The 22,980-nt window shown below is 70.0% G+C and carries 21 protein-coding genes; 9 read left to right on the top strand and 12 right to left on the bottom strand.

Going from position 1 to position 22,980, the window contains the following annotated elements:
- Positions 1-12 precede the first annotated feature (12 nt).
- Together BW949_RS07910 and BW949_RS07905 are read right to left on the bottom strand one after the other, a co-directional pair.
- Positions 13-1,005, bottom strand: a complete 993-nt coding sequence (locus BW949_RS07910; RefSeq protein WP_076364944.1) for an NADH-quinone oxidoreductase subunit B family protein — start codon at positions 1,003-1,005, stop codon at positions 13-15.
- 36 nt (positions 1,006-1,041) lie between these two features.
- Entirely contained in the window at positions 1,042-2,391 is a 1,350-nt protein-coding gene (locus BW949_RS07905) for a sensor histidine kinase (protein ID WP_076364696.1), read from the bottom strand.
- A 316-nt stretch (positions 2,392-2,707) separates the two neighbouring features.
- On the opposite strand from BW949_RS07905, the gene BW949_RS07900 reads away from it, so the two are divergent.
- Both BW949_RS07900 and BW949_RS07895 read left to right on the top strand, forming a co-directional pair.
- A complete protein-coding gene (locus BW949_RS07900; protein WP_076364694.1) occupies positions 2,708-3,046 on the top strand; it encodes a DUF952 domain-containing protein in 339 nt (112 codons plus the stop codon).
- A complete protein-coding gene (locus BW949_RS07895; RefSeq protein WP_076364692.1) occupies positions 3,043-4,095 on the top strand; it encodes a quinone-dependent dihydroorotate dehydrogenase in 1,053 nt (350 codons plus the stop codon). The genes BW949_RS07900 and BW949_RS07895 overlap by 4 nt, the downstream gene beginning before the upstream one ends.
- Positions 4,096-4,116: 21 nt before the next feature.
- On the opposite strand, the gene BW949_RS07890 is transcribed toward BW949_RS07895, so the two are convergent.
- Positions 4,117-4,536 carry an ArsR/SmtB family transcription factor gene (locus BW949_RS07890; RefSeq protein WP_083947664.1) on the bottom strand — a complete coding sequence of 140 codons (420 nt, stop codon included), beginning with the start codon at positions 4,534-4,536 and terminating at the stop codon, positions 4,117-4,119.
- Between the two features lie 232 nt (positions 4,537-4,768).
- On the opposite strand from BW949_RS07890, the gene BW949_RS07885 reads away from it, so the two are divergent.
- The 5 genes from BW949_RS07885 to BW949_RS07865 all read left to right on the top strand — a co-directional run bounded on the left by BW949_RS07885 (position 4,769) and on the right by BW949_RS07865 (position 7,509).
- Positions 4,769-5,200 carry an AtpZ/AtpI family protein gene (locus BW949_RS07885; protein WP_076364690.1) on the top strand — a complete coding sequence of 144 codons (432 nt, stop codon included), beginning with the start codon at positions 4,769-4,771 and terminating at the stop codon, positions 5,198-5,200.
- A gap of 28 nt (positions 5,201-5,228) precedes the next feature.
- Positions 5,229-5,987: a F0F1 ATP synthase subunit A gene (locus tag BW949_RS07880; protein ID WP_076364688.1), complete on the top strand. Its 759-nt coding sequence runs from the start codon at positions 5,229-5,231 to the stop codon at positions 5,985-5,987.
- A gap of 57 nt (positions 5,988-6,044) precedes the next feature.
- Positions 6,045-6,281: a F0F1 ATP synthase subunit C gene (locus BW949_RS07875; protein WP_076364687.1), complete on the top strand. Its 237-nt coding sequence runs from the start codon at positions 6,045-6,047 to the stop codon at positions 6,279-6,281.
- Between the two features lie 93 nt (positions 6,282-6,374).
- Complete coding sequence (locus BW949_RS07870) at positions 6,375-6,941, top strand: F0F1 ATP synthase subunit B' (RefSeq protein WP_076364685.1); 567 nt, start codon at positions 6,375-6,377, stop codon at positions 6,939-6,941.
- A gap of 13 nt (positions 6,942-6,954) precedes the next feature.
- Entirely contained in the window at positions 6,955-7,509 is a 555-nt protein-coding gene (locus BW949_RS07865; RefSeq protein WP_407947253.1) for a F0F1 ATP synthase subunit B, read from the top strand.
- Positions 7,510-7,706: 197 nt separating this feature from the next.
- Here BW949_RS07865 and BW949_RS07860 read toward each other — a convergent pair whose 3' ends face one another.
- Together BW949_RS07860 and BW949_RS07855 are read right to left on the bottom strand one after the other, a co-directional pair.
- Positions 7,707-9,917, bottom strand: a complete 2,211-nt coding sequence (locus BW949_RS07860) for a methyl-accepting chemotaxis protein (RefSeq protein ID WP_076364681.1) — start codon at positions 9,915-9,917, stop codon at positions 7,707-7,709.
- Positions 9,918-10,240: 323 nt separating this feature from the next.
- Positions 10,241-11,467: an AcvB/VirJ family lysyl-phosphatidylglycerol hydrolase gene (locus BW949_RS07855; protein ID WP_076364679.1), complete on the bottom strand. Its 1,227-nt coding sequence runs from the start codon at positions 11,465-11,467 to the stop codon at positions 10,241-10,243.
- A 103-nt stretch (positions 11,468-11,570) separates the two neighbouring features.
- On the opposite strand from BW949_RS07855, the gene BW949_RS07850 reads away from it, so the two are divergent.
- Positions 11,571-12,104 carry a hydrolase gene (locus BW949_RS07850; RefSeq protein ID WP_076364677.1) on the top strand — a complete coding sequence of 178 codons (534 nt, stop codon included), beginning with the start codon at positions 11,571-11,573 and terminating at the stop codon, positions 12,102-12,104.
- Positions 12,105-12,129: 25 nt separating this feature from the next.
- Here the strand turns inward: BW949_RS07850 and BW949_RS07845 are convergent, their stop codons facing one another.
- The 5 genes from BW949_RS07845 to BW949_RS07825 form a co-directional block, all read right to left on the bottom strand.
- Positions 12,130-13,035 carry an alpha/beta hydrolase gene (locus BW949_RS07845; protein ID WP_076364675.1) on the bottom strand — a complete coding sequence of 302 codons (906 nt, stop codon included), beginning with the start codon at positions 13,033-13,035 and terminating at the stop codon, positions 12,130-12,132.
- Positions 13,036-13,136: 101 nt separating this feature from the next.
- Positions 13,137-14,606, bottom strand: a complete 1,470-nt coding sequence (locus tag BW949_RS07840) for a hypothetical protein (protein WP_143538935.1) — start codon at positions 14,604-14,606, stop codon at positions 13,137-13,139.
- 142 nt (positions 14,607-14,748) lie between these two features.
- Positions 14,749-16,095: an efflux transporter outer membrane subunit gene (locus tag BW949_RS07835; protein WP_076364672.1), complete on the bottom strand. Its 1,347-nt coding sequence runs from the start codon at positions 16,093-16,095 to the stop codon at positions 14,749-14,751.
- Positions 16,092-19,196, bottom strand: coding sequence for an efflux RND transporter permease subunit (locus BW949_RS07830; protein ID WP_076364670.1), 3,105 nt, complete (start codon positions 19,194-19,196; stop codon positions 16,092-16,094). The genes BW949_RS07835 and BW949_RS07830 overlap by 4 nt, the downstream gene beginning before the upstream one ends.
- 4 nt (positions 19,197-19,200) lie before the next feature.
- Positions 19,201-20,439 (bottom strand): efflux RND transporter periplasmic adaptor subunit, encoded by a 1,239-nt coding sequence (locus tag BW949_RS07825; protein WP_083947643.1) that lies wholly within the window; start codon positions 20,437-20,439, stop codon positions 19,201-19,203.
- Positions 20,440-20,586: 147 nt separating this feature from the next.
- Between BW949_RS07825 and BW949_RS07820 the strand changes: the two genes are divergently transcribed.
- Positions 20,587-21,171, top strand: coding sequence for a TetR/AcrR family transcriptional regulator (locus tag BW949_RS07820; protein WP_083947642.1), 585 nt, complete (start codon positions 20,587-20,589; stop codon positions 21,169-21,171).
- Between the two features lie 86 nt (positions 21,172-21,257).
- Here BW949_RS07820 and BW949_RS07815 read toward each other — a convergent pair whose 3' ends face one another.
- Positions 21,258-22,127, bottom strand: coding sequence for a dipeptide ABC transporter ATP-binding protein (locus BW949_RS07815; RefSeq protein ID WP_076364940.1), 870 nt, complete (start codon positions 22,125-22,127; stop codon positions 21,258-21,260).
- A gap of 2 nt (positions 22,128-22,129) precedes the next feature.
- Positions 22,130-22,978 (bottom strand): ABC transporter ATP-binding protein, encoded by an 849-nt coding sequence (locus tag BW949_RS07810; RefSeq protein WP_076364666.1) that lies wholly within the window; start codon positions 22,976-22,978, stop codon positions 22,130-22,132.
- Between the last annotated feature and the right edge of the window lie 2 nt (positions 22,979-22,980).

The raw sequence follows: 22,980 nt of genomic DNA, 5'->3' as shown, positions 1-22,980 counted from the left end.
CCCCGCCCCCCTCTAGCGCCGCCGGCCGCGCGGCGCCGGCGGCATCCGCACCCGGTCGGACACGGCGTTGCGGGCCACGCGCTCGGGGGTGGCGGCCTTGGACAGCGAGGCCAGCGCCATGAACCAGGCCTTGGGCATGTCCGAAGGCAGCCCGACGGGAATGCCGCCGACCTTGGGCGTGCGGGTGAAGGGGTGGCGGGGTTCCTCGAATTCGGGTTCGGTGCAGCCGATGCAGGGATAGCCCGCCCGCGTGCACGAGCCCTCGCCGTTCCAGGGGCGAATGTTGCAATCGCCCGCCGCCTGCGTGCCGATGCAGCCCAGATGCTCCATCATGCAGCCGATCTGGGACAGTTCCATCGCCGAGGCCTTGTATTCGTAGAATTCGTTCTTGGGGCAGCCGTGGTGCACCAGATGGTCGGCATAGAAGCGCGGCCGCGCCACGCTGTCGAGCCCCTCTGGCCCCAGCGCGCCCTCGGCCAGCGCCAGAAGCGTCTCGACGACCCAGCCGGGATGGACCGGGCAGCCCGCGACATTGACGACCGGCAGCCCGCCTTGCGCGCGAAACGCAGGCGGCAGGATCCCGCCGGGATGGGTGCCCTCCATCTGGAGCCCCGCCGCATCCGAGGGGTTGCCCCCCGCCGAGGTCACGCCACCAAAGGCCGCGCAGGAGCCCACCGCCACCACATGGCGCGCGCGCGGGGCCAGCCGGCGCACCCAGTCCATCAGGCTTGCGCCCGTGCCCGACAGCATCTGGAACCGCCCCGTGCCGGCCGGGCCGCGCGCCACCGCCCCTTCGACGCACAGGATGTCGAGCGGGCGCGCGCCGGTCGCCAGCGCCTCGAGGAGATCGGTGACCTCCGCGCCACTCTCGAGGCTGAGGGCGGGATGCCACAGGATCTCGAGGCCCGCGCCCGCGAGCAGGTCGAAGAGACCGGGGGCTTCGGCGCACAGGAGCGACATGGTGCAGCCCCCGCAGCCCGAGGCCTGAAGCCACAGGATATTCATGCGCCCCCGCTCGTCATGCCCCGTCATCTTCCGCCGTCATCTTTTCGCGTCATCGTTCCCGCCCGTCGTCCCCCGCGGCAGCTCCAGCCGGAAGCAGGCACCGCGTCCGCCGGGACACAGCCGCAGCCGGCCGCCGTGCTCCTGCGCGATCTTGTGCGAGATCGACAGCCCCAGCCCGGTGCCGCGGCCCGCGGGCTTGGTGGTGAAGAACGGGTCGAAGATCGAGGCGGCCTGGGTCTCGGGCACGCCGGGGCCGTTGTCGCGCACCTCGAGGATGCCCAGCGGGCCCTCGCAGCCCAGCACGATCTCGAGACGCGGGTCGGGCACGTCCTCAAGCGCATCGACGGCGTTCTGCACCAGGTTCATCACCACCTGCTGCACATGGCCGGGCCGGCCGCGCACCACCAGGCTGTCAAGACCGCCATAGGTCACCTCGACCGGGCGCTCGGCGCCACGCAGCACCCAATGGGTGGCCACGCTGGCGGTGGCGGCCAGGTCGAAATCGACCATCTCGCCGGCGCCGTCCGAACTCAGCCGGCGCAGATCCTCGACGATGTCGCGCACCCGCTCGGCCCCCTCGCGCGCGCCGATCACCGCATCGCGCAGGTTGCGCATGGTGCGGTCCAGCCGCAGATCCTCGCGCAGGGCGACCAGCTCGGCGCGGCTGGCCCCGGCCTCGACGCGGGCGAAATAGGTCTCGAAACGGGTGGCATAGCGTTCCAGCGCATGGGCATTGGCATAGACGAAGCTGATCGGGTTGTTCAGCTCGTGCGCCACCCCGGCCAGAAGGCGGCCCAGCGAGGCCAGCTTCTCGTTGCGCACCAATTGCGCCTGGGCCTGTTTCAGCTCGTCGTGGCTTTCGGCCAGCTCGGCATAGGCCTGGCGCAACTCGCCCAAGGGGCGGCCGGTCAGCACCATGCCCGCCATCCGCCCGCGGTCATCGAAGCGCGGCGACAGGCTCAGCTCGACCGGCACCGGCCCCTGGGCGGCATCGAGCTTGGCCTCCAGCATCGCCGGGCGCCGCTCGACGCTCATGCGGGCGATCGCGGCCTCGAGCGCGGGACGGTCGTCGGCCACGAAGAGATCGGCCAGCGCGCGCCCCACCGGCGCCGGCGCCCCCGCGCCCAGCTGCGCGACAAGCGAGGCCGAGACCTCCTCGACCAGACCGCCGCGCCCGGCCACGACCAGAACATCCGACACCGAAGCCAGGACCGAGCCCAGAAAGGACCGCAGCCGCTCCATCTCGGCGTTCTGGCGTTCGAGCTGCTCCTGATAATCGACAAGATCGGCATAGGTGCGGTCGACGGCCGAAAGCACATCCATCCAGACCGCGTCCGAGAAGGCCGCCGCGCCGGGCGCGATCTGACGGGTGATTTCCTTGGCCATGGCGGCTCCTCCCTCGGGCGCAGGATAGCGCCGGGGCGCGCCCCGCGAAAGAGGCGCCCGCATCGCCATCGCCAGCACGCCCCCTTCCCCGCACGCCTTTCCCCGCGCCCCTTTCCCCGGCCCGCCCGCCTCGCGCCGCCGCCGGGGCCCGGCGCCGGGGCGCAGCCCGCCCGCAAGGCCCCCTCGATGGGGGCCGCGCGGGCTCCCCCCCCCCCTGCGGCCATCCTGCCCCCTTCCGCAGCCCCCGCAGCCCCCGCAGCCCTCGGCCGCGCGCGCGGCCATTGACCCTGCGCGCGCGCAGGTGCATGTCAGACCCATGCTGATCTACAAGATATTCCGCCGCTCCGAATGGGATGCCTTCCGCGCCGCGGGCCGCACCGACGGCGCCCCCGTCGACCTGGCGGATGGCTTCATCCATTTCTCGACGGCCGCCCAGGTGGTCGAGACCGCCGCGCGCCATTTCGCCCGCGAAAGCGACCTGGTGCTGGTGGCGGTCGAGGCCGACATCCTTGGGCCCGCGCTGAAATGGGAACCCTCGCGCGGGGGGGCGCTCTTTCCGCATCTCTTCCGCGCGCTCGATATCGACGACGTTGTCTGGGACCGCTCGCTGCCGCTCGGCGCGACCGGCCACATCTTCCCCGAGGGGCTGGTATGATCGAGAAACTGGGATTGGCCGTCCTTGGCCGCATCGACCCCGAACGCGCCCACGGGCTGGCGCTGATGGCGCTGCGCGCGGGGCTGGTGCCGCTGCCGGGGCCGGTGGGCACGCCGCGGCTGGCCACGCAGATCGCCGGGCTCGAATTGCCCAACCCCGTGGGCCTGGCCGCGGGCTTTGACAAGAACGCGGTCGCGGTCGCGGCCCTGTCGCGCGCGGGCTTCGGCTTTCTCGAGGTGGGCGCCGCAACGCCCCGCCCGCAGCCCGGCAACCCGCGCCCGCGTCTCTTCCGCCTGCCCGAGGACGGCGCCGTCATCAACCGCTTCGGCTTCAACAACGAGGGCGCCGAGGCCATTTCCGCGCGCCTGGCCGCCGTGCGCCGGTCGGTGCCGGTGGGGCTCAACCTCGGCGCCAACAAGGACAGCCCCGACCGCGCCGCCGATTTCGCCCGCGTGCTGCGCATCGCCGGGCCGCATGTGGATTTCGCCACCGTCAACGTTTCCTCGCCCAATACCGAGAAGCTGCGCGACCTTCAGGGCCGCGCCGCGCTGGCCGCACTTCTGGCCGGCGTGATGGAAGCCCGCGCCGAGCTGGCCCGCCCGATCCCGGTCTTTCTCAAGATCGCGCCCGATCTGTCCCCCGACGAGCTGGCCGATGTGGCCGAGGTCGCGCGCACGGCCCGCGTTCATGCGGTCATCGCCACCAACACCACGCTGTCGCGCACGGGGCTGCGCTCGGCCCAGGCGCATCAGGCGGGCGGTCTGTCGGGCACCCCGCTCTTCGAACACTCGACCCGCGTTCTGGCGCAACTGTCGCAGATGCTGGGCGATGATCTGCCGCTGATCGGCGTGGGGGGCATCGGCTCGGCCGAGGACGCCTATCACAAGATCCGCGCCGGGGCCTCGGCGGTGCAGCTTTACACGGCGCTTGCGCGCGAGGGGTTGAGCCTTGTGCCGCGGATCGCGCGCGGGCTCGATGCGCTGCTGGCGCGCGACGGGTTCTCGAATGTGGCGCAGGCGGTGGGGACGGGCCGGGCCGACTGGCTCTGAGCGCCGCGGGGCGCGCGGACATCACCCTTTTTCGGGCGCCGGCGACGGGGCGAGCTCGATGTCGGTATCGGTGTCGGGCAGCACCTCGCGCGCCAGCCCCTCGCGCACCAGAAACGCCTCGAAGGCATCCAGATCGACCGGATCGAACTGCCCGAAACCCTGCATCCAGACCGAGGCCGCGCGCAGCCCGCCGGGCTCGAGCTTGCACCATTTCACCCGGCCGCGGCGCTCCTGCGCGATCAGCCCGGCCTCGGCCAGGATCGCCAGATGCTTCGAGATCGCCGCCAGCGACATCTCGAAGGGCGCGGCCACATCGGTGACGGCCATGTCGTCTTCCAGAAGCATGGTCAGGATCGCCCGGCGCGTCGGGTCCGCCAGGGCCGAGAACACCGCGTCAAGCGCAGCCGACCGCGCCGCGGCCAGAACGTGATCCAGATCCATGCGCGCAGACTGCCCGGCCCGCCCGTCGCGGTCAAGCGCGGCCACATTCAACCGCGCAGTTGAATATCGCCCCGCCGGGTGATAGCGCCAACAGCGGCTGCACAAACTGCGGGCAATTTTAAAATTCCTTCTATATCAGCAATTTGCGAGCAAAACTCGACCGCCGGAGTCGGGTTGACTCGTGACCAACAGATGCTTACCAAGCTGCCCAAGTCCTGCGGGAAAACGCCTCATGAGCCACCGACCCGACGATCTGCCCGACCCCGACCGCCTGAAGGCGCTGGAAGAGAAGATCGCCCGAGCCAAGGCCGCCAAGGCGCCCCAACGGAAAGATGGCACTCTGGCCCAGGGCGAAGTCGCCTGGCGGATGGTCATCGAACTGGTTTCGGGGCTGGGGATCGGCTTCGGCATCGGCTACGGGCTTGACGCGCTGTTCGGCACGCTGCCCGTGTTCATGGTGCTGTTCACCCTCTTCGGTCTTGCCGCGGGCGTGCGGGTCATGCTGCGCACCGCACAGGAGCTGGGTTTCAAGATGGCGCAGGCCCAGGCCCTTGCTGCAAGGGCCAGCGCCCCGAACCCGACGCAACCCGCGCAGCCCGACGGGGCCGCGCAACCTCAGGCGGGGACGCCCCCCGAGGAAAACGGAAACGAGCGCCGGAGCTGACGGCCGGCGGGAATGAGGGAAGACGACAGTGTCCACGGAAAACGCGACGGAAGAAGCCGGCGGTCTGGTGTTTCACCCGGTTGACCAGTTCATCGTTCATCCCCTGTTCGGTGACGGTGCGGTCCACTGGTACACGCCCACCAACGTGACGCTGTGGATGGCGCTGGCGGTGCTCTCGATCATCGGCCTTCTGGTGATCGGCACCCGCGGTCGCGCCGTGGTGCCGACCCGCACTCAATCGGTGGCGGAACTGGCCTATGGCTTCGTGCACAAGATGGTGGAAGACGTGACCGGCAAGGACGGTCTGAAATACTTCCCCTACATCTTCACGCTGTTCCTGTTCATCGTCTTCTCGAACTTCCTGGCGCTGCTGCCCGGGTCGTTCTCGACCACCTCGCATGTGGCGGTGACAGCGGTGCTGGCGCTTCTGGTGTTCTGCTCGGTGACCGCGCTGGGCTTCATCAAGCACGGCACGAGCTTCCTGGGCCTGTTCTGGGTGACCTCGGCGCCGGCGGCGCTGCGCCCGGTGCTGGCGATCATCGAGGTGATCTCGTATTTCGTGCGTCCGCTCAGCCATTCGATCCGTCTTGCCGGCAACATCATGGCGGGCCACGCCGTGATGAAGGTGTTCGCCGCCTTCGCCGCCATCGCCGTCGTGTCGCCGGTCTCGGTGATCGCCATCAGCGCGATGTATGGCCTTGAAGTGCTGGTGGCCTTCATCCAGGCCTATGTCTTCACGATCCTGACCTGCGTCTACCTCAAGGATGCGCTGCATCCCCACCACTGATCCTGACGCAGGATCAAGACCCCAATCTGCCAATTCCAACCTCAAGGAGTGACGAACATGGAAGGCGATATCGTTCAAATGGGTGCCTACATCGGTGCGGGCCTGGCCTGCATGGGCATGGGCGGCGCCGCCGTCGGCGTGGGCAACGTGGCCGGCAACTTCCTGTCGGGCGCCCTGCGCAACCCCTCGGCCGCCCCCGGCCAGACCGCCATGCTGTTCATCGGCATCGCCTTCGCCGAAGCCTTCGGGATCTTCTCGTTCCTGGTCGCGCTTCTGCTGATGTTCGCCGTCTGATCCCGGATCATATCCTTGTGGGCGGATGGATCCCTTCGCGGGGTCCATCCGGGCCTCTTTGAGAGGCTTTGACGAAGGGTCCAGGGGGACGACATGGCAAACGAAACGCACGACGCCGCGACCGAAGCCGCGCATGCGGCCGCCGCTGCGGCCGGGCATGCCGCCGAAAGCGCGGGCATGCCGCAACTGGATTTCGGGACCTACCCGAACCAGATCTTCTGGCTCCTCGTGACGCTCGGCGCGATCTGGTGGGTTCTGACCCGCATCGCGCTGCCGCGCATCAGCGGGGTTCTGGCCGACCGCCAGGGCACGATCCAGGGCGACCTGATCGCGGCCGAAGAATTCAAGATGAAGGCCCGCGAGGCCGAGGAGACCTATCAGAAGGCCCTCGCCGACGCGCGTGCCGAAGCGCAGAAGATCGTGGCGCAGACCCGCGCCGAGATCCAGCGTGACCTCGACGCCGCGACCGCCGCGGCCGATGCCGAGATCGCGCAGCGTGCCGACGTGTCCGCGCGCCGCATCGCCGAGATCCGCGCCGGTGCCCTGACCGCTGTGGATCAGGTCGCCCGTGAAGCCGCGGTCGCGATCGTGTCGGCCCTGGGCGGCTCGCCGGATGAAAAGGCGGTGGCGCAGGCCGTCGCCCAGCGACTGAAAGGGTAAGGCCATGAAACTGCTGAAACCCGTTCTTGGCGCTGCGCTTCTTGCGCCCGTGCCTGCGCTGGCCGCAAGCGGTCCGTTCTTCTCGCTCCACAACACCAACTTCGTGGTGACGCTGGGCTTCATCGTCTTCCTGGGCGTGGTGATCTATTACAAGGTTCCCGGCCTGCTGGGCGGGATGCTGGACAAGCGCGCCGCCGCGATCCGCGCCGAGCTGGAAGAGGCGCGCCTCCTGCGTGAGGAAGCGCAGAAAGTGCTGGCCGATTACGAGCGCAAGTCGCGCGAAGTGAAGGCCCAGGCCGAGGAAATCGTGTCCGCCGCCAAGCGTGACGCGGAAGCCGCCGCCGAACAGGCCAAGGCCGATCTTCAGGTCGCCATCGCGCGCCGCGTGAAGGCCGCCGAAGACCAGATCGCCTCGGCCGAAGCCGGTGCGCTGCGCGAGGTCAAGGACCGCGCCGTGACCGTGGCTGTTGCCGCCGCGGCCGAGGTGCTGACCAATCAGATGGGCGCCGACCGCAAGGCCGCGCTGATCGACGACGCCATCGACGAAGTGTCGCGTCGCCTGCACTGATCCGCAGGCGATCCGAAAATTCCGAACGCCCCCGCACGGTTTCCGCTGCGGGGGCGTTTTTCTTTGCGGCGCTTTTGAGGGCCGGCGTCCGTGCCTTGGGGGACCGCCCTGCCCCGTCGCCACCTTGACGGCGCGCGGCGCTCAGGCGGCCGGGACCATTCGCGCGGCCGGGCGGCGCCCCCCCCTGGCCACGCCCCTCAGGCGACACGACGCGCCGTTTCGGGCCCGTGCAGGTGGAAGCGGTTCACCGCATGGGTCAGCCCCGAGCTTTCCTCAAGCAGAAGCGCGCTGACTTCGGCCGCGCGTTCCGAGGCCGTCGCGGTCTGTTGCGTGGACCGCTCAAGCGCGCTGACGGCGGCGTTCACCTCGGAAACCCCCGTCGCCTGTTCCCCCGACGAGGCCGCGATCTCGGCGATGCGGGCCTCGATCGCCACGACCGAATCGACGATCCGCCCCAGCGCCGTGCCCGAGCGCACGACCATCTCGGCCCCGGTGCTCACCTCGGCGTCCGAGCTTTCGATCAGACCCGAGATCTCCTTGGCCGCCTCCGAAGACCGCTGCGCCAGCGCCCGCACCTCCGAGGCCACGACCGCAAAGCCGCGCCCGGCCTCGCCTGCGCGCGCGGCCTCGACGCCTGCGTTCAGCGCCAGAAGATTGGTCTGGAAGGCGATTTCCTCGATCACCCCGGTGATCCGCGAAATCGCGCCGGCCGAGGTTTCGATCCGCTTCATGGCTGCAACGGCATCATTGACGACCTCGACCCCGGTCTCGGCGTCACTGCGCGCCTTCTGGGCCAGCTCGCGCGCCTGCCGGGCGCCGTCGGCCGACGACTGGACGGCCGCGGTCAGCTGGCTGAGCGCCGCGGCGGCCTGCTCGAGCATCGCGGCGTTGCGCTCCATGTCGCGGTTGAGCGTGCGGGCGCTGTCGGCCAGCCCGCCCGCATGCGAATCGATCCGGCCGCTGGTGCTTTCGATCTCGCCCAGCGCGTCGGTCAGCTTGGCCATGGCGGCGTTGAAATCCTCGCGCAGCTTCTCGTATTCGGGCGGCAATTCCGCGATACGTTGGGTCAGATCGCCCTGCGCCAGCGCCTCGAGACCCTGCGCCAGCGCCGCAACCAGGCGTTCCTGCACGGCCAGGCGCGCGCGGGCCTCCTCGGCCCGTTCCTCGGCCAGGTGGTGTTCCTCTTCCTCGCGGGCGCGGGCGCGTTCCTCCTGACGGCGCTGGCGGGCGGCGTGCTCCTCGGCCAGATCGGCCTCGCGGGCGCGTTGGGCGGCCTCGGCCGCGCGGGCATGGGCTTCCTCGCGCTTGAGGTCTTCCTCGATCCGGGCCTTCTCGGCCAGATTGCCGGCAAAGACCTCGAGCGCGCGCGCCATCTCGCCCAGCTCGTCGCGCCGGTCGGTCGAGGGGATGGGCTGGTCGTGATCGCCCGCCGCAAGAGCAGTGGTGGCGCGGGTCAGCTGGCAGATCGGATTGACGATGCGCCGCCCGATCACCCAGGCCAGCAAAAGCGCGATGGCCAGCGCCGCCGCGGTGGCGCCCACGATCACCTTCAGCTCCAGCGCGGCCAGTTCGGCGGCCAGCGTGCTGGTGCGGGTCACGACATAGATCCCTGCGACATCACCCGCGGCATCGCGGACCGGGATCGCACGCCCGACCGCGTTCCCTTCCGCGCCGGGCAGGTCGATATCGACCTCCTCGCCCGTCGAGACCCGCGCGATCGTGGCGCTGTCCAGAAGCTCTGCGCCGTCGAAGGTGGCCGCGACCCGGCGCACCTCGGCGGGCGCGCGCGCACCGATCTCGGGCTTGGGCAGGACGTAGAATTCCAGGTCATAGCCGGTGCGCTCGGCCAGTTGGCGCAGGAAGCCTGCGTCGATATCGAAGCCGAATTCCACCGTGCCGACATGGCGGCCCGCGTGGCGGATGGCGGCGACACCGCGCGCACCGATCCCCGCGACACCGCGTTCGAGGCCCATCGCGCTTTGCCCGGTGCGGTTGACGTCCACCACCAATTGCCGGAAGGCCGAGAGGTCATCGCCGCGTTTCGAGAGCTTGTGCACCCGGATCAGCGAGGTCGCGGGCGGCGTGTGAAACTGCAATTGTCTCAGGCCGATGCGCGCGGCCACATCGGGGTAGCCGCCGCCGAACATCGCCTCGAGCGTCCTGTCGTCACCCGCGGCCACCGCGCGCTGCACATCGGGAATGCTGGCCAGCGTCTCGGCCAGGGCCAGCGCCTCGACCAGCTTGGCATCGACCGCAGCACGGACCGCCGCCACGGCCACGTCGCGTTCGCCCTTGAGCGCGCTGTCGATGGTGACGCGGCTGAGATAGAGCATGGCCGCGCCGAGCAGGGCACAGGTGACGAGCACAAGCACACTGGGCAGCAAGAGAACCTGATGACGGATCTTCATGGAAAACGCTCCACCGATTAAACGCGTTCAGATTGCGCCTGATTTATGAAAACATCTTTGGCATGTTCTTTCGCAGGGGGCGGCGTAGCGGACGGGGCGGCGGCGCGGAAAAGGTCGGGGAATCAAGCGCCAAGCCGGAGGGTCTGGTTGGGGACAGGCAAAGATGCCGGACGCTGTCGCTCAAATTGAAGGTATTTTCCGGCCGCGCAGGCCCCGGTGGCGGCACCCTGTCGCACGCACCGCGGAACAAACAAATATCTATAGGGACTCATTCGAGGAACCGGAAAACAGCGTTGCCAGGCTGGTCGGATCACTCTGCCGGATCATTCGGCCTGCGCGCTGTCGATAAGCGCCAGCAGATGGCGCGCGACACCGTCGTAATCCTTGTCGAGATGATGGCCGCCCTCGAAGCGATGCAGCGCGACCGGCGCGGTGATATCGGGGCATGCCGAGGTGTCGTCGCGCGCGCCGTAAAGGCAGGCCACGCGCATCGGCGCAGCGGCATCAATCGCGGCGGCGACATCCTGGGCGCCGGTGGCCCGCCCCAGCCAGCCGCCCAGAACAACCTCGAACCCCGTCCGCCGCTCGGGCGACAGAAGCGCAAGCCCTGCAAGCCGCGCCTGCATCTCGGGCGGCAGGTGGCGGGCGTAGAAGGGGGTGACATTGGCCCCCATGGAAAACCCCACCAGCAGCACCCGCCGGCGCCCGAAGCGGGGCGCGAAATGCGCGTCGATCCGCGCCATGTCGGCGGCGATGTCCGCCGGCGTGCGCGCGGACCAGAGGTATTTGAGCGTGGACAGCCCCGCCACCGGAACACCCGCCGCGGCCAGCCGGTCGGCCACCTCACGGTCGAAATTGGCCCAGCCGCCGTCACCCGACAGGAAGATCGCATAGGTGTCGCGCGCGGGCGCTGCGGGGTCGTGGTGCAGCGTCAGCGGAAAGCCCGGCAGCGCCGACGGGCCGGGCGGCAGCGCGTGATCGGTGCCCGCGAGCGCCAGATAAGCCCCCAGAAGCGCCCCGGTCCGGCCCTTGTCGGTGGGATAATGCCGAATGCCCGCCACGCCGGGAAAGGGCTGCGCCGCTGCGGCCGCATGCCAGCGCACGGGCGCCTTGGCCCCGGCGCGCGGCTGCCAGCACCCGCCCGCAGGCAGGGCGGCATGATCGAGCGTGGCCAGCCCCTTGAACGCCTGCGGCTGGCTGCCGGCCGCAGCCAGCGCCAGATCCGCCCCCGCCCCCAGCCCCACCAGCACCGGCAGGAAGGCCGGAACCCCCTTCGCCGCAGCACTGTCATGCGCCACCGCGCGCACCGCCTCCCCGATGCCGTCGCACCCCTGCCCTGCCAGATCTTCGGCCGAGAGCAGGATGGTCATCGCCTCGACCTTGTGCAGCCGCGCGATCAGGGCGCGGGCGTCGGGCAGCGCCGCGCGGTCGGACAGGATCAGCGCGATCGAGCGCGGGGCGCGCCCCCCTTCGGGCAGGCCCACCTGCGGGGCAGCCCAGGCGGCAAGAGGGGCGAGAAGACAGAACAGGACACTCAGGACATGACGCATGGAAAAGGCCTCCGTTGCCCCCTGAGATAGCTGCGAAGATTTGACGCAAGATGAACCACGCCGCAGAATGCGGCACAGCCTGCCCGAACGGAGAAAGAAAGCCATGCCCCGGATGCACGCCGCCGCCAGCCAGCTTCTGGTCATCGACCTCCAGACGCGGTTGATGCCGGCCATCGACCGGGGCGATCAGGTCGCGCGCAATGCCGCCACCCTGATCACGGCGGCGCGGCGCCTGGCGGTGCCGCTTCTCTTCACCGAGCAGAACCCCCGCGGGCTGGGCCCCACGCTGCCCGAACTGGCCCCGGCCCCCGAGGACACCATCGAGAAGATGACCTTCGACGCGCTGGCCTGCCCCGCGCTGCCCGCGCGTCTGGCCCCCGCGCGCACCGTCATCGTCTGCGGCTGCGAGGCCCATATCTGCGTCACCCAGAGCGTTCTGGGCCTGCGTGACGCCGGCTATCGGGTGCAGGTGGTGGCCGATGCGGTCGGATCCCGCGCGCCCGAGAACCGCACCCGCGCGCTGGACCGGATGGCGCGCAACGGCGCCGGGATCGTGACCACCGAAATGGTGCTGTTCGAATGGCTGGAAAGCGCCGAGCACCCGGCCTTTCACGACCTGCGCCGGTTGATCCGCTAGGTCTTGCGGCTCAGGCCGCGGGGGCTCAGGCCGCGGGGGCGCAGCCGCGGCAGGCCCGCGCCAGAAAGGCCACCAGCGCATCGGCATGCGGCGCCAGCGTCTGGCGCAGATCATGGTCACCCGCAATCGCCAGAAGCTGGGCGTCAGGGGCGGCGGCCTTCAGGCGCAGCGCATCGGCAAAGGGCGCGGTCTCGTCCTCGCGGCCATGCACCAGAAGCACGGGACAGCGCACCTGCGCCACGGTGTTGACGGGGGCGATCTCGTCGAAGCTGACGCCGATCACGCGCTGGACATGGCGCAGCACATAGGCGCCGATCCCGCGGAAGGGGATGTGGAATTCCGCCATCCAGCGCTGCATCACCTCGCGCGGGTGGGCAAAGGCCGACAGGCTGATGACGGCACAGACATCGCCGGCGCGCGCGGCATGCAAGAGCACCGCCCCCGCCCCCACCGAATGCCCCAGCAGCGCGATGCGCGCAGGGTCGATCCCCGGCAGCGCGCGCAAGGTCGAAAGCCCCACGGCGACATCCTCGGCAAAGCGCGGCATCGAGGTGAACCGGTCGCTTTCGCTGCGTCCGTGGCAGCGCGCGTCGATCAGCAGGACGGCATGCCCCGCGGCCGCCAGCGGCGGCGCCACCTCGAGCATCATCGACGCATTGGCGCCCCAGCCGTGCATCACCAGAACCGCCGGGACCGGCGGGCCGGCGTCATGTCCCTCGGGCAGGATCAGCCAGGCAAAGAGCCGCTTGCCGCCCGGCCCCTCCAGCGTGAGTTCGCGCACGCGCTCGGCCGGCAGGCCCAGATCGGACGGCCCCAGATCATGCGCAACCCGCGGCGCCGCCAGCCCGCGCAGAAGCGCCAGATGCACGAGCCAGCGCCCCACCACGATCACGCCCGCCGCAAGCCCCAGGGCCAGAAGGATATCGCTCATGATGCTCTCTCCACGCGCGCGATGTCTTCTTTGCGCGCGTTTTCTCCTTTCGGCCATATCGGGCGGGCGCACGGCACGCAAGACCGCAGCGGCGCGCGCCTTCATTCCAGCAGATAGACCGCCGTGGTCAGCGCCAGCGCCGCCGCCAGCGCGAAAAGGGTGAAGCCGCGGTTGACGGCGAAGGTCACGCGATGGGGGGGCAGCCCCAACTGGCGGCCGGTGATGATCGACATCGCCGAGATCGGCGATGCCGAGATCGCCAGCGCCCAGGCCATGCACAGCGCCAGCCCCAGCGCATAGGGATGATCGGCGCCGACCGGGCTCGGGCCGAAAAGCTGGGCCGCCATCACCATGACGATGGTGTGGGGGATCATCACCGCGCCCACCGCCGGGATCAGCACCAGACAGCCGAGGATCACCGCCAGCGCCGGCAACTGCCCGCTTTCGATCAGCGCGTCGATCCCGGCGGCCTGCGCGGCCTGGGCCACCGCCGCCCCGATCACCGCCGCGGCCAGGAAGATCGTGCTTTCGGTCGCCATCCCCTCCGAGGCGGAGGCAATCCGTCCCAGCGCCGGGCCCGTCGGGCGGGCCATGCCGCGTTCGATCCGCGGCCAGGCCAGCGCCAGGACCGGCAGCACCAGACAGGCCGCGATCAGAAACGAGATATCAAGCACGCGGTGCAGCAGAACGGTCACCGCCACCAGCCCCGCGACCGCCGCCAGCACCGCCCAGAGCGCGCCCCGCGCGCCCGGCGGGGCGGTCTCGGGCGGGCCCGCGGCGGGGGGCGCATGACGGGCATCCAGAAGCGCCGAGGCCACCGCCACCGCCATCGCCGCCGCGAAGGCCAGCGCCAGGAACGCCACCGGATCGAGCGCGGGGATCGAGCTGGTGACGATGGCAAAGCCCAGCCCGATGGGCGACCAGACCGTCATCATCAGCGTGCCGCGCAGCGCCCCCAGCGTCATCGCCCGCGTGTCGATCCGCCGCCGTCCCGCGGCCGCGCGCTGGGCGTCATGATCGCCCGCAATGTCCGAGATCATCCCGATCGTGCCGATGTTGAACAGCACCGAGATGAACTGCGCGCCCAGGCTGACCGCCACCACCCGCACCCGCGCGGCATGGGCAAACAGCGCCTCGGCCGCCAGCGCGATGGCCCGCGAGGCCCGCACCGGCGCCCGGATCAGCCCCAGCGCGGTCAGAAAGGCGGCAAAGGCCGTGCCCTGCATCAGCGCCCGCCCCATGGCGGGCAGTGCCGCGGGCAGCATCAGCGCGATCCCCGCCAGCGCCACCAGCGCCGCCGCCACGAAGATCTGCGCGATCCGCGACACCCGCCCCAGCCGCAGCGCCGTCAGCGTGACCGCCGCGGCCGCCGCCAGAACGGTCAACGCCTGCGCGCCGGGCAGCCAGCCTTCGCCCACGCGGCCCAGCACCAATGCGCCGAGAAGCAGCATCGACAAGAGCCCGGCCAGAGGTGCCGCCCCCCCGGCTGCCCCCACGGCTGCCCCCGCGTTTGCCGGACCGGCAGGGGGCGCGGCGGGAGGTGGGGTGGGGGTATCGGGCGTCTGGGTCATCGAACGGCTCCACGATCGGGGGGCCGCCGCCCGCACGGCGGGGCCCCTGGCGGCGGTTTAGAGGATTTCGCGGGCCGGGCTCAACCACCCGTCCTTCCTGAACCTCTCATCCCTGCCCCGAACGCCCCTGCCCCCGCGCGCCTCAGCCGCCCGCGGCCACCGCGGCGCCGGCGCCCGTGGCGATGCGCAGGCTGGCCCAGGCCTTGGCGGCCTCGTTGACGCCCGAGGCGGCCGCGATCCGCGCCGAAGCCGCGCTGCGGTCGGTTTCCAGCAGGTCCAGAAGCGTGATCGCGCCGTTGCGGTAATTCGCCTGCGCCAGTTTCAGCGCGCGGTCATAGCTGTCAGCGGCGCGGCGCAGCGCGGCGGCGCGCTGGCGATAGCGATCGAGGTTCGAGCGCGCCACCGTCACATCCTCGACCGCGGCCAGAATCGCGGCGCGCCAGTCGATTTCGGCCTGACGCGCGCGCGACACCGCCGCATCGCGGGCGCCGCGCAGGCTGCCCTGGCTCAGGACGGGCAGCGACAGCCCCGGCCCGAAGGACCAGGTATCGGCCCCGTTCGCCCGCGCCAGCGTCCCCGACAGCGTCAGCGCCGGATAAAGGTCCGCCTCGGCCACGCCGACGGCGGCCACGGCCGAGGCCAGATCGGCCTCGGCGCCGCGCACGTCGGGGCGGTTGCGCAGAAGATCGGCGGGCACGCCCGTCCGGCTGCCGCCCGGAATGCGCAGTTGCGGCGCCCCGCGTTGCAGCCGGGTGCGCAGGGGGCCTGCGGGCTCGGCCAGAAGCGTGGCGATGGCAAAGACCCGCGCGTCGAATTGCGCGGCATATTGGGGCAGATCGGCCCGCGCGGTCTGAAGAAGCGCCTCGGCCTGGGCCAGCTCGTATTCGGTGGCGGCCCCGGCGGCGAACTGACGGCGGGTGATCTCGACCGTTTCCGCGCGCGCGGCGATGGTCTGGCGGGAAAGCGCCAGCGCTTCCTGATAGTAGCGGGCATCCGAATAGGCCGCGACCAGCTCGGCCAGGAAGGCCAGCCGCGTGGTTTCCTCGGCCGCACGCGCCGAGACGACATCGGCCCGCGCGCCTTCGCGCGCCCGGCGCACCCCCCCGAAGAGGTCAAGCACATAGGCCGCGCCCAGGCTTGCGCTGGCGGTGTCGGTATTGACCAGACCATCGCCCCCCGCGCGCGTCTGCGCCGCCGCAAGCGACCCGCTCAGCGCGCTGTCGCCGGTGGCGCGCAGGTTGGCCTCGGCCTCGCGGAGGCGCTCGCTCGCGGCCATCACGTCAAGCCCCTGCGCCAGCCCCCGCGCCACCAGATCCGACAGGACCGGATCGCGGTAGTCCTGCCACCAGGCCTGACGCGCCACCGCGCCGATACTGGCGGCATCGCCCCCCACGAAGCGGGTCTCGAGAGCGACCTCGGGGCGGCGGAAATCGGGCCCCACGGCACAGCCGGCCAGAACCAGCGCGCTGAGAAGAAGAACGGGTTTCACGCTAAAGCCTTTCTGCCCCGCAGCCGGGCAATGGCGGTCAGGACCGCGACATAGAAGACGGGCACCATCACGATGCCGATGACCGCCGAGAAGATGATCCCGCCCAGCATGCCGATGCCGATCGAGTTCTGGGCATTGGCGCCGGCGCCGGTGGCCAGCGCCAGCGGCAGGATGCCGAAGCCGAAGGCCAGCGACGTCATCAGGATCGGGCGCAGACGCTGGCGCGCGGCGGTGGTGGTGGCCGCGACCAGCTCCTGGCCCTGCGCGCGCAGGGTCTGGGCAAATTCCACGATCAGGATGGCGTTGCGCGCGGCCAGACCGATCGTGGTCAGCAGCCCCACCTTGAAGTAGACGTCGTTCGACTGATCGAACCCCCAGGTCGCCACCAGCGCCCCCAGCACGCCCACCGGCACCGCCAGCATGACCGCGAAGGGCACGCTCCAGCTTTCATAGAGCGCGGCCAGACACAGGAACACGACCAGCGCCGAGAGGGTATAGAGCAGCGGCTCCTGATGGCCCGACAGCCGTTCCTGATAGGACAGCCCCGTCCAGGCCGCGCCATAGCCGCCCGGCAGATCCGCCACCAGCTCTTCCATGACCTCCATCGCCACGCCCGAGCTGACACCCTGCGCCGCCGCCCCCGAGATCTCCATCGCGCGGGTGCCGCCGAAACGGTCGAGCGAGGGGGTCACCTCGTCCCAGACGCGGGTGACGAAGGCCGCCAGCGGCACCATCTCGCCGGTGGAATTGCGCACATACCAGGCGTCGATGTCCTCGGGCTGCATGCGGAAGGGGGCGTCGCCCTGCACGATGACCTCGCGCAGGTCGTTGCCCAGCGGGAAGTCGTTGACATAGGTGCCCGCGAAGACGGTCGAGAGCATCGCATTCACATCCGAGAGCGCGACGCCCAGCGCCTCGGCCTTCTGCTGGTCGATGTCCAGCCGCAGCGAGGGCTTGGTCGCGTCGTCGTTGCCGCGCAGGTTGGTCACGCGCCCGTCGGCCGTGGCCGCCGCCACCAGCGCATCGGCCGCCGCCTTCAGCGCCGCCTGCCCCGTCCCGGCCTGATCGACCAGATACATGGTGAAGCCCGAACTGGTCCCCATGCCCGGAATGGCGGGGGGCTGCATGAAGAAGATCTGGCCGAAGCGGTTGCCGAAGAAGGTGCGGTTGGCCTCGGTGGCCAGGGTCGCGGCATCCAGATCGGGGCGCTCGGCGTAATCCTTGAGCTTGATGAACATCATCGCCTTGTTCTGGCCGCTGCCGCCGAAGCTGAAGCCGACCGCGCCGAAGACCGATTGCACCACGTCGCCGCGGGTGTTCAGGAAATAGTCCTCGATGGCGGCGACCGCGGCACGGGTCTGGGCGGTGGTCGCGCCCTCGGGCAGCTCGATCATCGACATCAGCACGCCCTGATCCTCGCCCGGCAGGAACGAGCTTGGCACCCGCTCATAGACCAGCCAGGTCGCGCCCCCCACCGCCGCCAGCACCACCAGCATGCGGAACGGACGCAGCGCCAGCCGGCCCACCGCGCCGCCATAGCCGCGCGTCAGACGTTCGATCCCGCGGTTGAAGGCGGCCAGCGGCCCGCGGCGCGCATGCCCCTGCCCGGTGCGCAGGAGCTGGGCGCACATGGCCGGCGTCAGGATCAGCGCCACCAGCAGCGACAGCACCATCGCCGAGATGATCGTGACCGAGAACTGCCGGTAGATCACCCCGGTCGAGCCCGACATGAAGGCCATCGGCAGGAACACCGCCGACAGCACGGTGACGATGCCGACCAGCGCGCCCGAGATTTCGTCCATGCTCTTCTCGGTGGCCTCGAGCGGGCCGAGCCCCTCTTCCTCCATCACCCGTTCGACGTTCTCGACGACGACGATCGCGTCATCGACCAGAAGCCCGATCGCCAGCACCAGCGCGAACATGCTCAGCGTGTTGATCGACATGCCAAAGGCCGCCAGCACGCCAAACGTGCCCAGCAGCACGACCGGCACCGCCAGCGTGGGGATGATCGTCGCGCGCCAGCTTTGCAGGAACAGCAAGATCACCAGGAAGACCAGGATCACCGCCTCGATCAGCGTGTGATAGACCTGCTCGATCGAATTCTCGACGAAGGGCGAGGTGTCATAGGGATATTCGACGCGCACGCCCTCGGGCAGCGCATTCGACAGCCCCGCGATCACGCTGCGCACCCGTTCGGCGGTTTCCACCGCATTGGCGCCGGTGGCCAGGTTGACGCCGAAACCCGCGGCGGGCTTGCCGTTGAAGCGGCTGGTGGTGCCAAAGCTTTCCTCGGCCAGCTCCACCCGCGCCACGTCGCCCAGATAGACGCTCGAACCGTCGGTTTCGGTCTTCAGCAGGATGCGTTCGAAATCCTCGACCGAGGTCAGCTGCGACTGCGCCGACATCGAGACGGTGAATTGCTGCCCCGTGACCACGGGCTGGGCGCCCAGCGCGCCCACGGTGACGTTGGTGTTCTGCGCCGAGACCGCCGCGGTCACGTCCGAGGGCGTGAGCTGATAGCGATAGAGCTTGGACGGGTCGAGCCAGATCCGCATCGCATATTGCGTGCCGAAGACATTGATCGAGCCCACCCCTTCGGTGCGCTGCACCGGGTCTTCGATCAACGCGCCCAGAAGGTCGCCCAGCTCGAGCGTGGTCATCCGCCCGTCCTCGGACACCAGCGCCCCCACCATCAGGATCGAGGAGGTCGAGCGGCTGACCCGAACGCCCTGCTGGGTGACGCTCGAGGGCAGGCGCGACTGCACCAGCTGCAACTTGTTCTGGACCTCGACCTGGGCCATGTCGGGGTCGACGCTGTCGTCGAAGGTCAGCGACACGCTGGCCGAGCCTTCCGAAGACGAGGCGGTCATGTAGATCAGCCCGTCAAGGCCGGTCATCCCGTCCTCGATCACGCGGGTGACGGAATTCTCGACCGTCTCGGCCGAGGCGCCCGAATAGCTGGCCGAGATGCGCACCGTGGTCGGCGCGATATCGGGATATTGCGAGATCGGCAGGCTGAGCACGCCAAAGAGCCCCGCCAGCATGGTGACGATGGCCAGCACCCAGGCAAAGACCGGGCGGTGAATGAAGAAACGGGCCACGGGTCTAGTCCTTTGTGCCGGTTGCGGCAGTGTCGGGGTTTGCGGCTTTGTCGGGGGTTTCGGGCGCCGGCTGCACCAGACCTTCGGCGTCGATCACCGACAGCTCGGGGATGACCGCCTGGCCGTCGCGCAGGCTCTTGAGCCCGTCCACGATCAGCTGCGCGCCCTCCTCGAGGCCGTCCTCGACGATCCAGGCATTGCCGCTGCTGCCGCTCTCGGTCAGGCTGAGCTGGCGCGCGTGGCCGGTGTCATCGACGACATAGACCGTCAGCGCCCCGGTGACCGCGCGCGTCGCGGCACGCTGGGGCACCAGGAAGGCATCGACCGAGCCCACCACGACTTCGCCGCGCACGAACATGCCCGGCAGGATCATCCGGCGGGGGTTGTCGAAGCGGAACCGCGCGGTGAATGTCCCGGTCGAGGTCGCCACGCTGACGCCCGGCGTGACCAGTTCGCCCGCGCCTTCGTAGACCTGCCCGTTTTCAAGCACCAGCCGCGCCTCGAGCCGGTTCGAGCGGTGAAGCTCGCCCCCGGCGATGCGGCTGCGCAGGGACAGCATGCGCGCGCTGGCCTCGATCATGTCGACATAGATCGGGTCCAGCCGCGTGATCGTGGTCAGCGCATCGGCCTGACCCGCGGTGACCAGATCGCCCACCGACACCGCGGCGACATCGGGCACCCCGTGGATCGGGCTGGTGATGGTGGTCCAGGACAGCTGCGTCTGCGCGTAATCGAGCGCGGCCTCGGCGGCCTCGACGCTGGCTTCGGCCTCGGCCAGATCGGCGCGCGCGCTTTCCACCTCGGCGGCGGTGTAGCCGCTGCCCTCGAGCTGCGACGCCCGCGCATAGGCCGAGCGCGCCAGCTCCAGCGCCGCGCGCGCCTTGGTCAGCTCGGAGCGGTCCGCGGCCACCTCGGCGCGATAGGCCGCGTCGTCGATGCGGAACATCGGGTCGCCCGCCTTCACCGGACGGCCGGGGGTATAGAGGATGTCCTCGACCACGCCCTCGACGCGCGGGCGCAGATCGACCTTCTGGAACGCCACCGCGCGCCCCGGCAGGACGGTGGTCTGCGCCACCTCGGCCCGCGTCATCTCCATCACGCCCACCTTGGCGGGCGGGGCCCCCTCCTGGGCGGCGGCGGCCCCGCTCAGCGCCAGGAAAAGCGGCAGCAGAAGGGACAGGAGAAGAAGGGCGGCGGCGGGCCGTTCGGAACGGCAGGCAGGGGCGGTTGTGGTCAGGGTCATGAGGGGCTCCGGGGTGCGGCGAGCTGGCACGCGGGGAAACTGGGGCACGCGTGGGAACTGGGGCACGCGTGGGAACTGGGCACGCGGGGGAATCTTGCAACTTGCTTCTTTATGTGCATACTTTGCACAGTGTGCAAGGAAAGACGCATGACGCTTTCGTTACGTCAACGCCGCCGGTTGCAGACCGCGCGCGAGATTCAGCTGGCCACGCTGCGGCTGGCCGACGCGCGCGGCCTTGACGAGGTGACCACCGAGGCCATCGCCGAACGCGCGGGCATCAGCACGCGGACCTTCTTCAACTATTTCCCGAACAAGGAAGCCGCGGCGATGGGCGTGCCGCCGGGGTTCCCCGAGGACGCGCTGGCCGATCTGGCGCAGGGCACCGGCCATCTGGGCGCCGATCTCAAGACGTTCCTCGGGGTGCATCTCGACCAGCTGCGCGAAGACCGCGAGATCTTGCAGCATCTGACGGCGCTGGGGCACAGCTCGCCCCGGCTCAAGCATCTGCTCGAGACCTTGCTTCTGAACCTGTCCGAGGATCTGGCCGCCACCCTGGCCCGGCGGATGCCCACCGCCCCCGAACATCTGTCGCAGATGCTGGCGGAATGGGCCATGCGGGTCACGGGTCAGGCGATCCGGCTGTGGATCGAGGACGAGGCCGACAGCCTGCATGCGGGGCTGGACATGGCCTGGGCCGAACAGCGCGACGTGGCGCGGATGCTGTTCGGCTGACAGGCCCGGCCGCCGAACAGCATCACTGCATCACAGCATCCGCGCGCGCGTTTCCGCCGCCCCCTGCCGGCCCGGCCCGAGGGGCCTCAGGCCCCGATCCCGGCCGTCCCGATCCCGGCGGCACGGCGGCGCGCGATGCGGGCGCGGATCGCGGCAAGATCGGTGACCGGCGTCGCGGCGAAAAGCGTGCGCGTATAGTCATGCTGCGGATCGCCGAAGAGCGCATCGCGCGACCCGTATTCGACCACCTCGCCCAGCCACATCACCATCACCTCGTCGGCGATGTAGCGCACCACCGACAGGTCGTGGCTGATGAAGACATAGGTCAGGTCGAATTCCTCCTGAAGGTCGGCCAGCAGGTTCAACACCTGCGCCTGCACCGACAGATCCAGCGCCGAGACCGGCTCGTCCAGCACCAGCAGCCGCGGGTTGACCATCAGCGCCCGCGCGATGGCCAGCCGCTGGCGCTGCCCGCCCGAGAACATGTGCGGATAGCGGTGGAAATGCTCGGTGCCCAGGCCGACCTTGACCAGCATTGCCATCGCCTTCTCGCGCCGTTCGGCGGCACTGTCGGCGGTGTTCAGGATCAGCGGTTCCATCAGCATGTCGCCCACCTTCTGGCGCGGGTTGAGCGAGCCATAGGGGTTCTGGAACACGATCTGCACCTTGCGCCGCATCTCGCGCGAGAGCGTCTCGCGGGCGATATCGACCGGCTGGCCGTCGATCCTCAGCGTGCCTTCGGTCGCCGGGTCGATCAGCGTGATGATGCGCGCCAGCGTGGACTTGCCGCAGCCGCTTTCGCCGACCACGGCCAGCGTCCGGCCCTGTTCGACGGCAAACGAGATCCCCTTGAGCGCGCGCACCGGCCGGGCGCGACGGAACAGGCCCCCCGCGCCGGGATAGTCGCGCACGATGCCCGAGGCCTCGAGAACGGGGGGATTGGTCCGGGTCTCCATCATCACGCACCCCCCGCCAGGGCTTCGGCATCGACGAAATCGGACACCGTGGGCAGCCGGTCGCCCGTGGCCAGTTCCGGCAGCGCCGCAAGCAGCGCGCGCGTATAGGGATGCGCCGGCGCCTCGAAGATCTCCAGCACGCCCGCTTCCTCCATCTTGCGGCCCTTGAACATCACCACCACGCGGTCGGCGGTCTCGGCCACCACGCCCATGTCATGGGTGATCATGATCATGCCCATGCCGGTTTCCTCCTGAAGCGTCATCAACAGATCCAGGATCTGCTTCTGGATCGTGACGTCGAGCGCGGTGGTCGGCTCGTCGGCGATCAGCAGCTTGGGCTTGCAGGCAATCGCCATGGCGATCATCACCCGCTGACATTGCCCGCCCGACATCTGGTGGGGATAGCTCGACAGACGCGCCTCGGGCTGAGGAATGCCCACCTGCGCGAAAAGCTCGATCGCCCGGGCCCGGCGTTCGCGCTTGCCCAGCCCCAGATGGACGCGCAGCACTTCCTCGATCTGGTAGCCCACGGTGAAGCACGGATTGAGCGAGGCGATCGGCTCCTGAAAGATCATCGAGATGTCGCGCCCGATGATCCGGCGCCGCTCGGCCGCGCTCAGGTTCAGCATGTCGCGCCCGTCGAAGCGCAGCGCATCGGCGGTGATCGTGGCGGTGTCGGGCAGAAGGCCCATCGTCGCCAGCATCGCCACCGACTTGCCCGATCCGCTTTCGCCGACGACGGCCAGCACCTCGCGCGGGTCGACCGACATGTCGATGCCCTGCACGGCGTGGAAGAGGCCGGTCGAGGTGGCGAAGCTGACCGAGAGATTGCGGATTTCGAGAAGGGCCATGG

Origin of the sequence: Phaeovulum vinaykumarii, assembly GCF_900156695.1 — a bacterium.
Taxonomy (GTDB): domain Bacteria; phylum Pseudomonadota; class Alphaproteobacteria; order Rhodobacterales; family Rhodobacteraceae; genus Bieblia_A; species Bieblia_A vinaykumarii.
Note: the sequence above shows the minus strand (reverse complement) of the source record. Positions and strands in the feature narration are given on the sequence as shown.

Bases quoted from the DNA above. Each gene is read 5' to 3' on its own strand.
- BW949_RS07905 (WP_076364696.1), bottom strand. From the start codon at position 2,391: ATGGCCAAGGAAATCACCCGTCAGATCGCGCCCGGCGCGGCGGCCTTC.
- BW949_RS07870 (WP_076364685.1), top strand. From the start codon at position 6,375: ATGGCAAACGAAACGCACGACGCCGCGACCGAAGCCGCGCATGCGGCC.
- BW949_RS07890 (WP_083947664.1), bottom strand. From the start codon at position 4,536: ATGGATCTGGATCACGTTCTGGCCGCGGCGCGGTCGGCTGCGCTTGAC.
- BW949_RS07815 (WP_076364940.1), bottom strand. From the start codon at position 22,127: ATGGAGACCCGGACCAATCCCCCCGTTCTCGAGGCCTCGGGCATCGTG.
- BW949_RS07900 (WP_076364694.1), top strand. From the start codon at position 2,708: ATGCTGATCTACAAGATATTCCGCCGCTCCGAATGGGATGCCTTCCGC.
- BW949_RS07845 (WP_076364675.1), bottom strand. From the start codon at position 13,035: ATGAGCGATATCCTTCTGGCCCTGGGGCTTGCGGCGGGCGTGATCGTG.
- BW949_RS07850 (WP_076364677.1), top strand. From the start codon at position 11,571: ATGCCCCGGATGCACGCCGCCGCCAGCCAGCTTCTGGTCATCGACCTC.
- BW949_RS07885 (WP_076364690.1), top strand. From the start codon at position 4,769: ATGAGCCACCGACCCGACGATCTGCCCGACCCCGACCGCCTGAAGGCG.
- BW949_RS07855 (WP_076364679.1), bottom strand. From the start codon at position 11,467: ATGCGTCATGTCCTGAGTGTCCTGTTCTGTCTTCTCGCCCCTCTTGCC.
- BW949_RS07810 (WP_076364666.1), bottom strand. From the start codon at position 22,978: ATGGCCCTTCTCGAAATCCGCAATCTCTCGGTCAGCTTCGCCACCTCG.
- BW949_RS07840 (WP_143538935.1), bottom strand. From the start codon at position 14,606: ATGACCCAGACGCCCGATACCCCCACCCCACCTCCCGCCGCGCCCCCT.
- BW949_RS07860 (WP_076364681.1), bottom strand. From the start codon at position 9,917: ATGAAGATCCGTCATCAGGTTCTCTTGCTGCCCAGTGTGCTTGTGCTC.
- BW949_RS07825 (WP_083947643.1), bottom strand. From the start codon at position 20,439: ATGACCCTGACCACAACCGCCCCTGCCTGCCGTTCCGAACGGCCCGCC.
- BW949_RS07875 (WP_076364687.1), top strand. From the start codon at position 6,045: ATGGAAGGCGATATCGTTCAAATGGGTGCCTACATCGGTGCGGGCCTG.
- BW949_RS07910 (WP_076364944.1), bottom strand. From the start codon at position 1,005: ATGAATATCCTGTGGCTTCAGGCCTCGGGCTGCGGGGGCTGCACCATG.
- BW949_RS07895 (WP_076364692.1), top strand. From the start codon at position 3,043: ATGATCGAGAAACTGGGATTGGCCGTCCTTGGCCGCATCGACCCCGAA.
- BW949_RS07820 (WP_083947642.1), top strand. From the start codon at position 20,587: ATGACGCTTTCGTTACGTCAACGCCGCCGGTTGCAGACCGCGCGCGAG.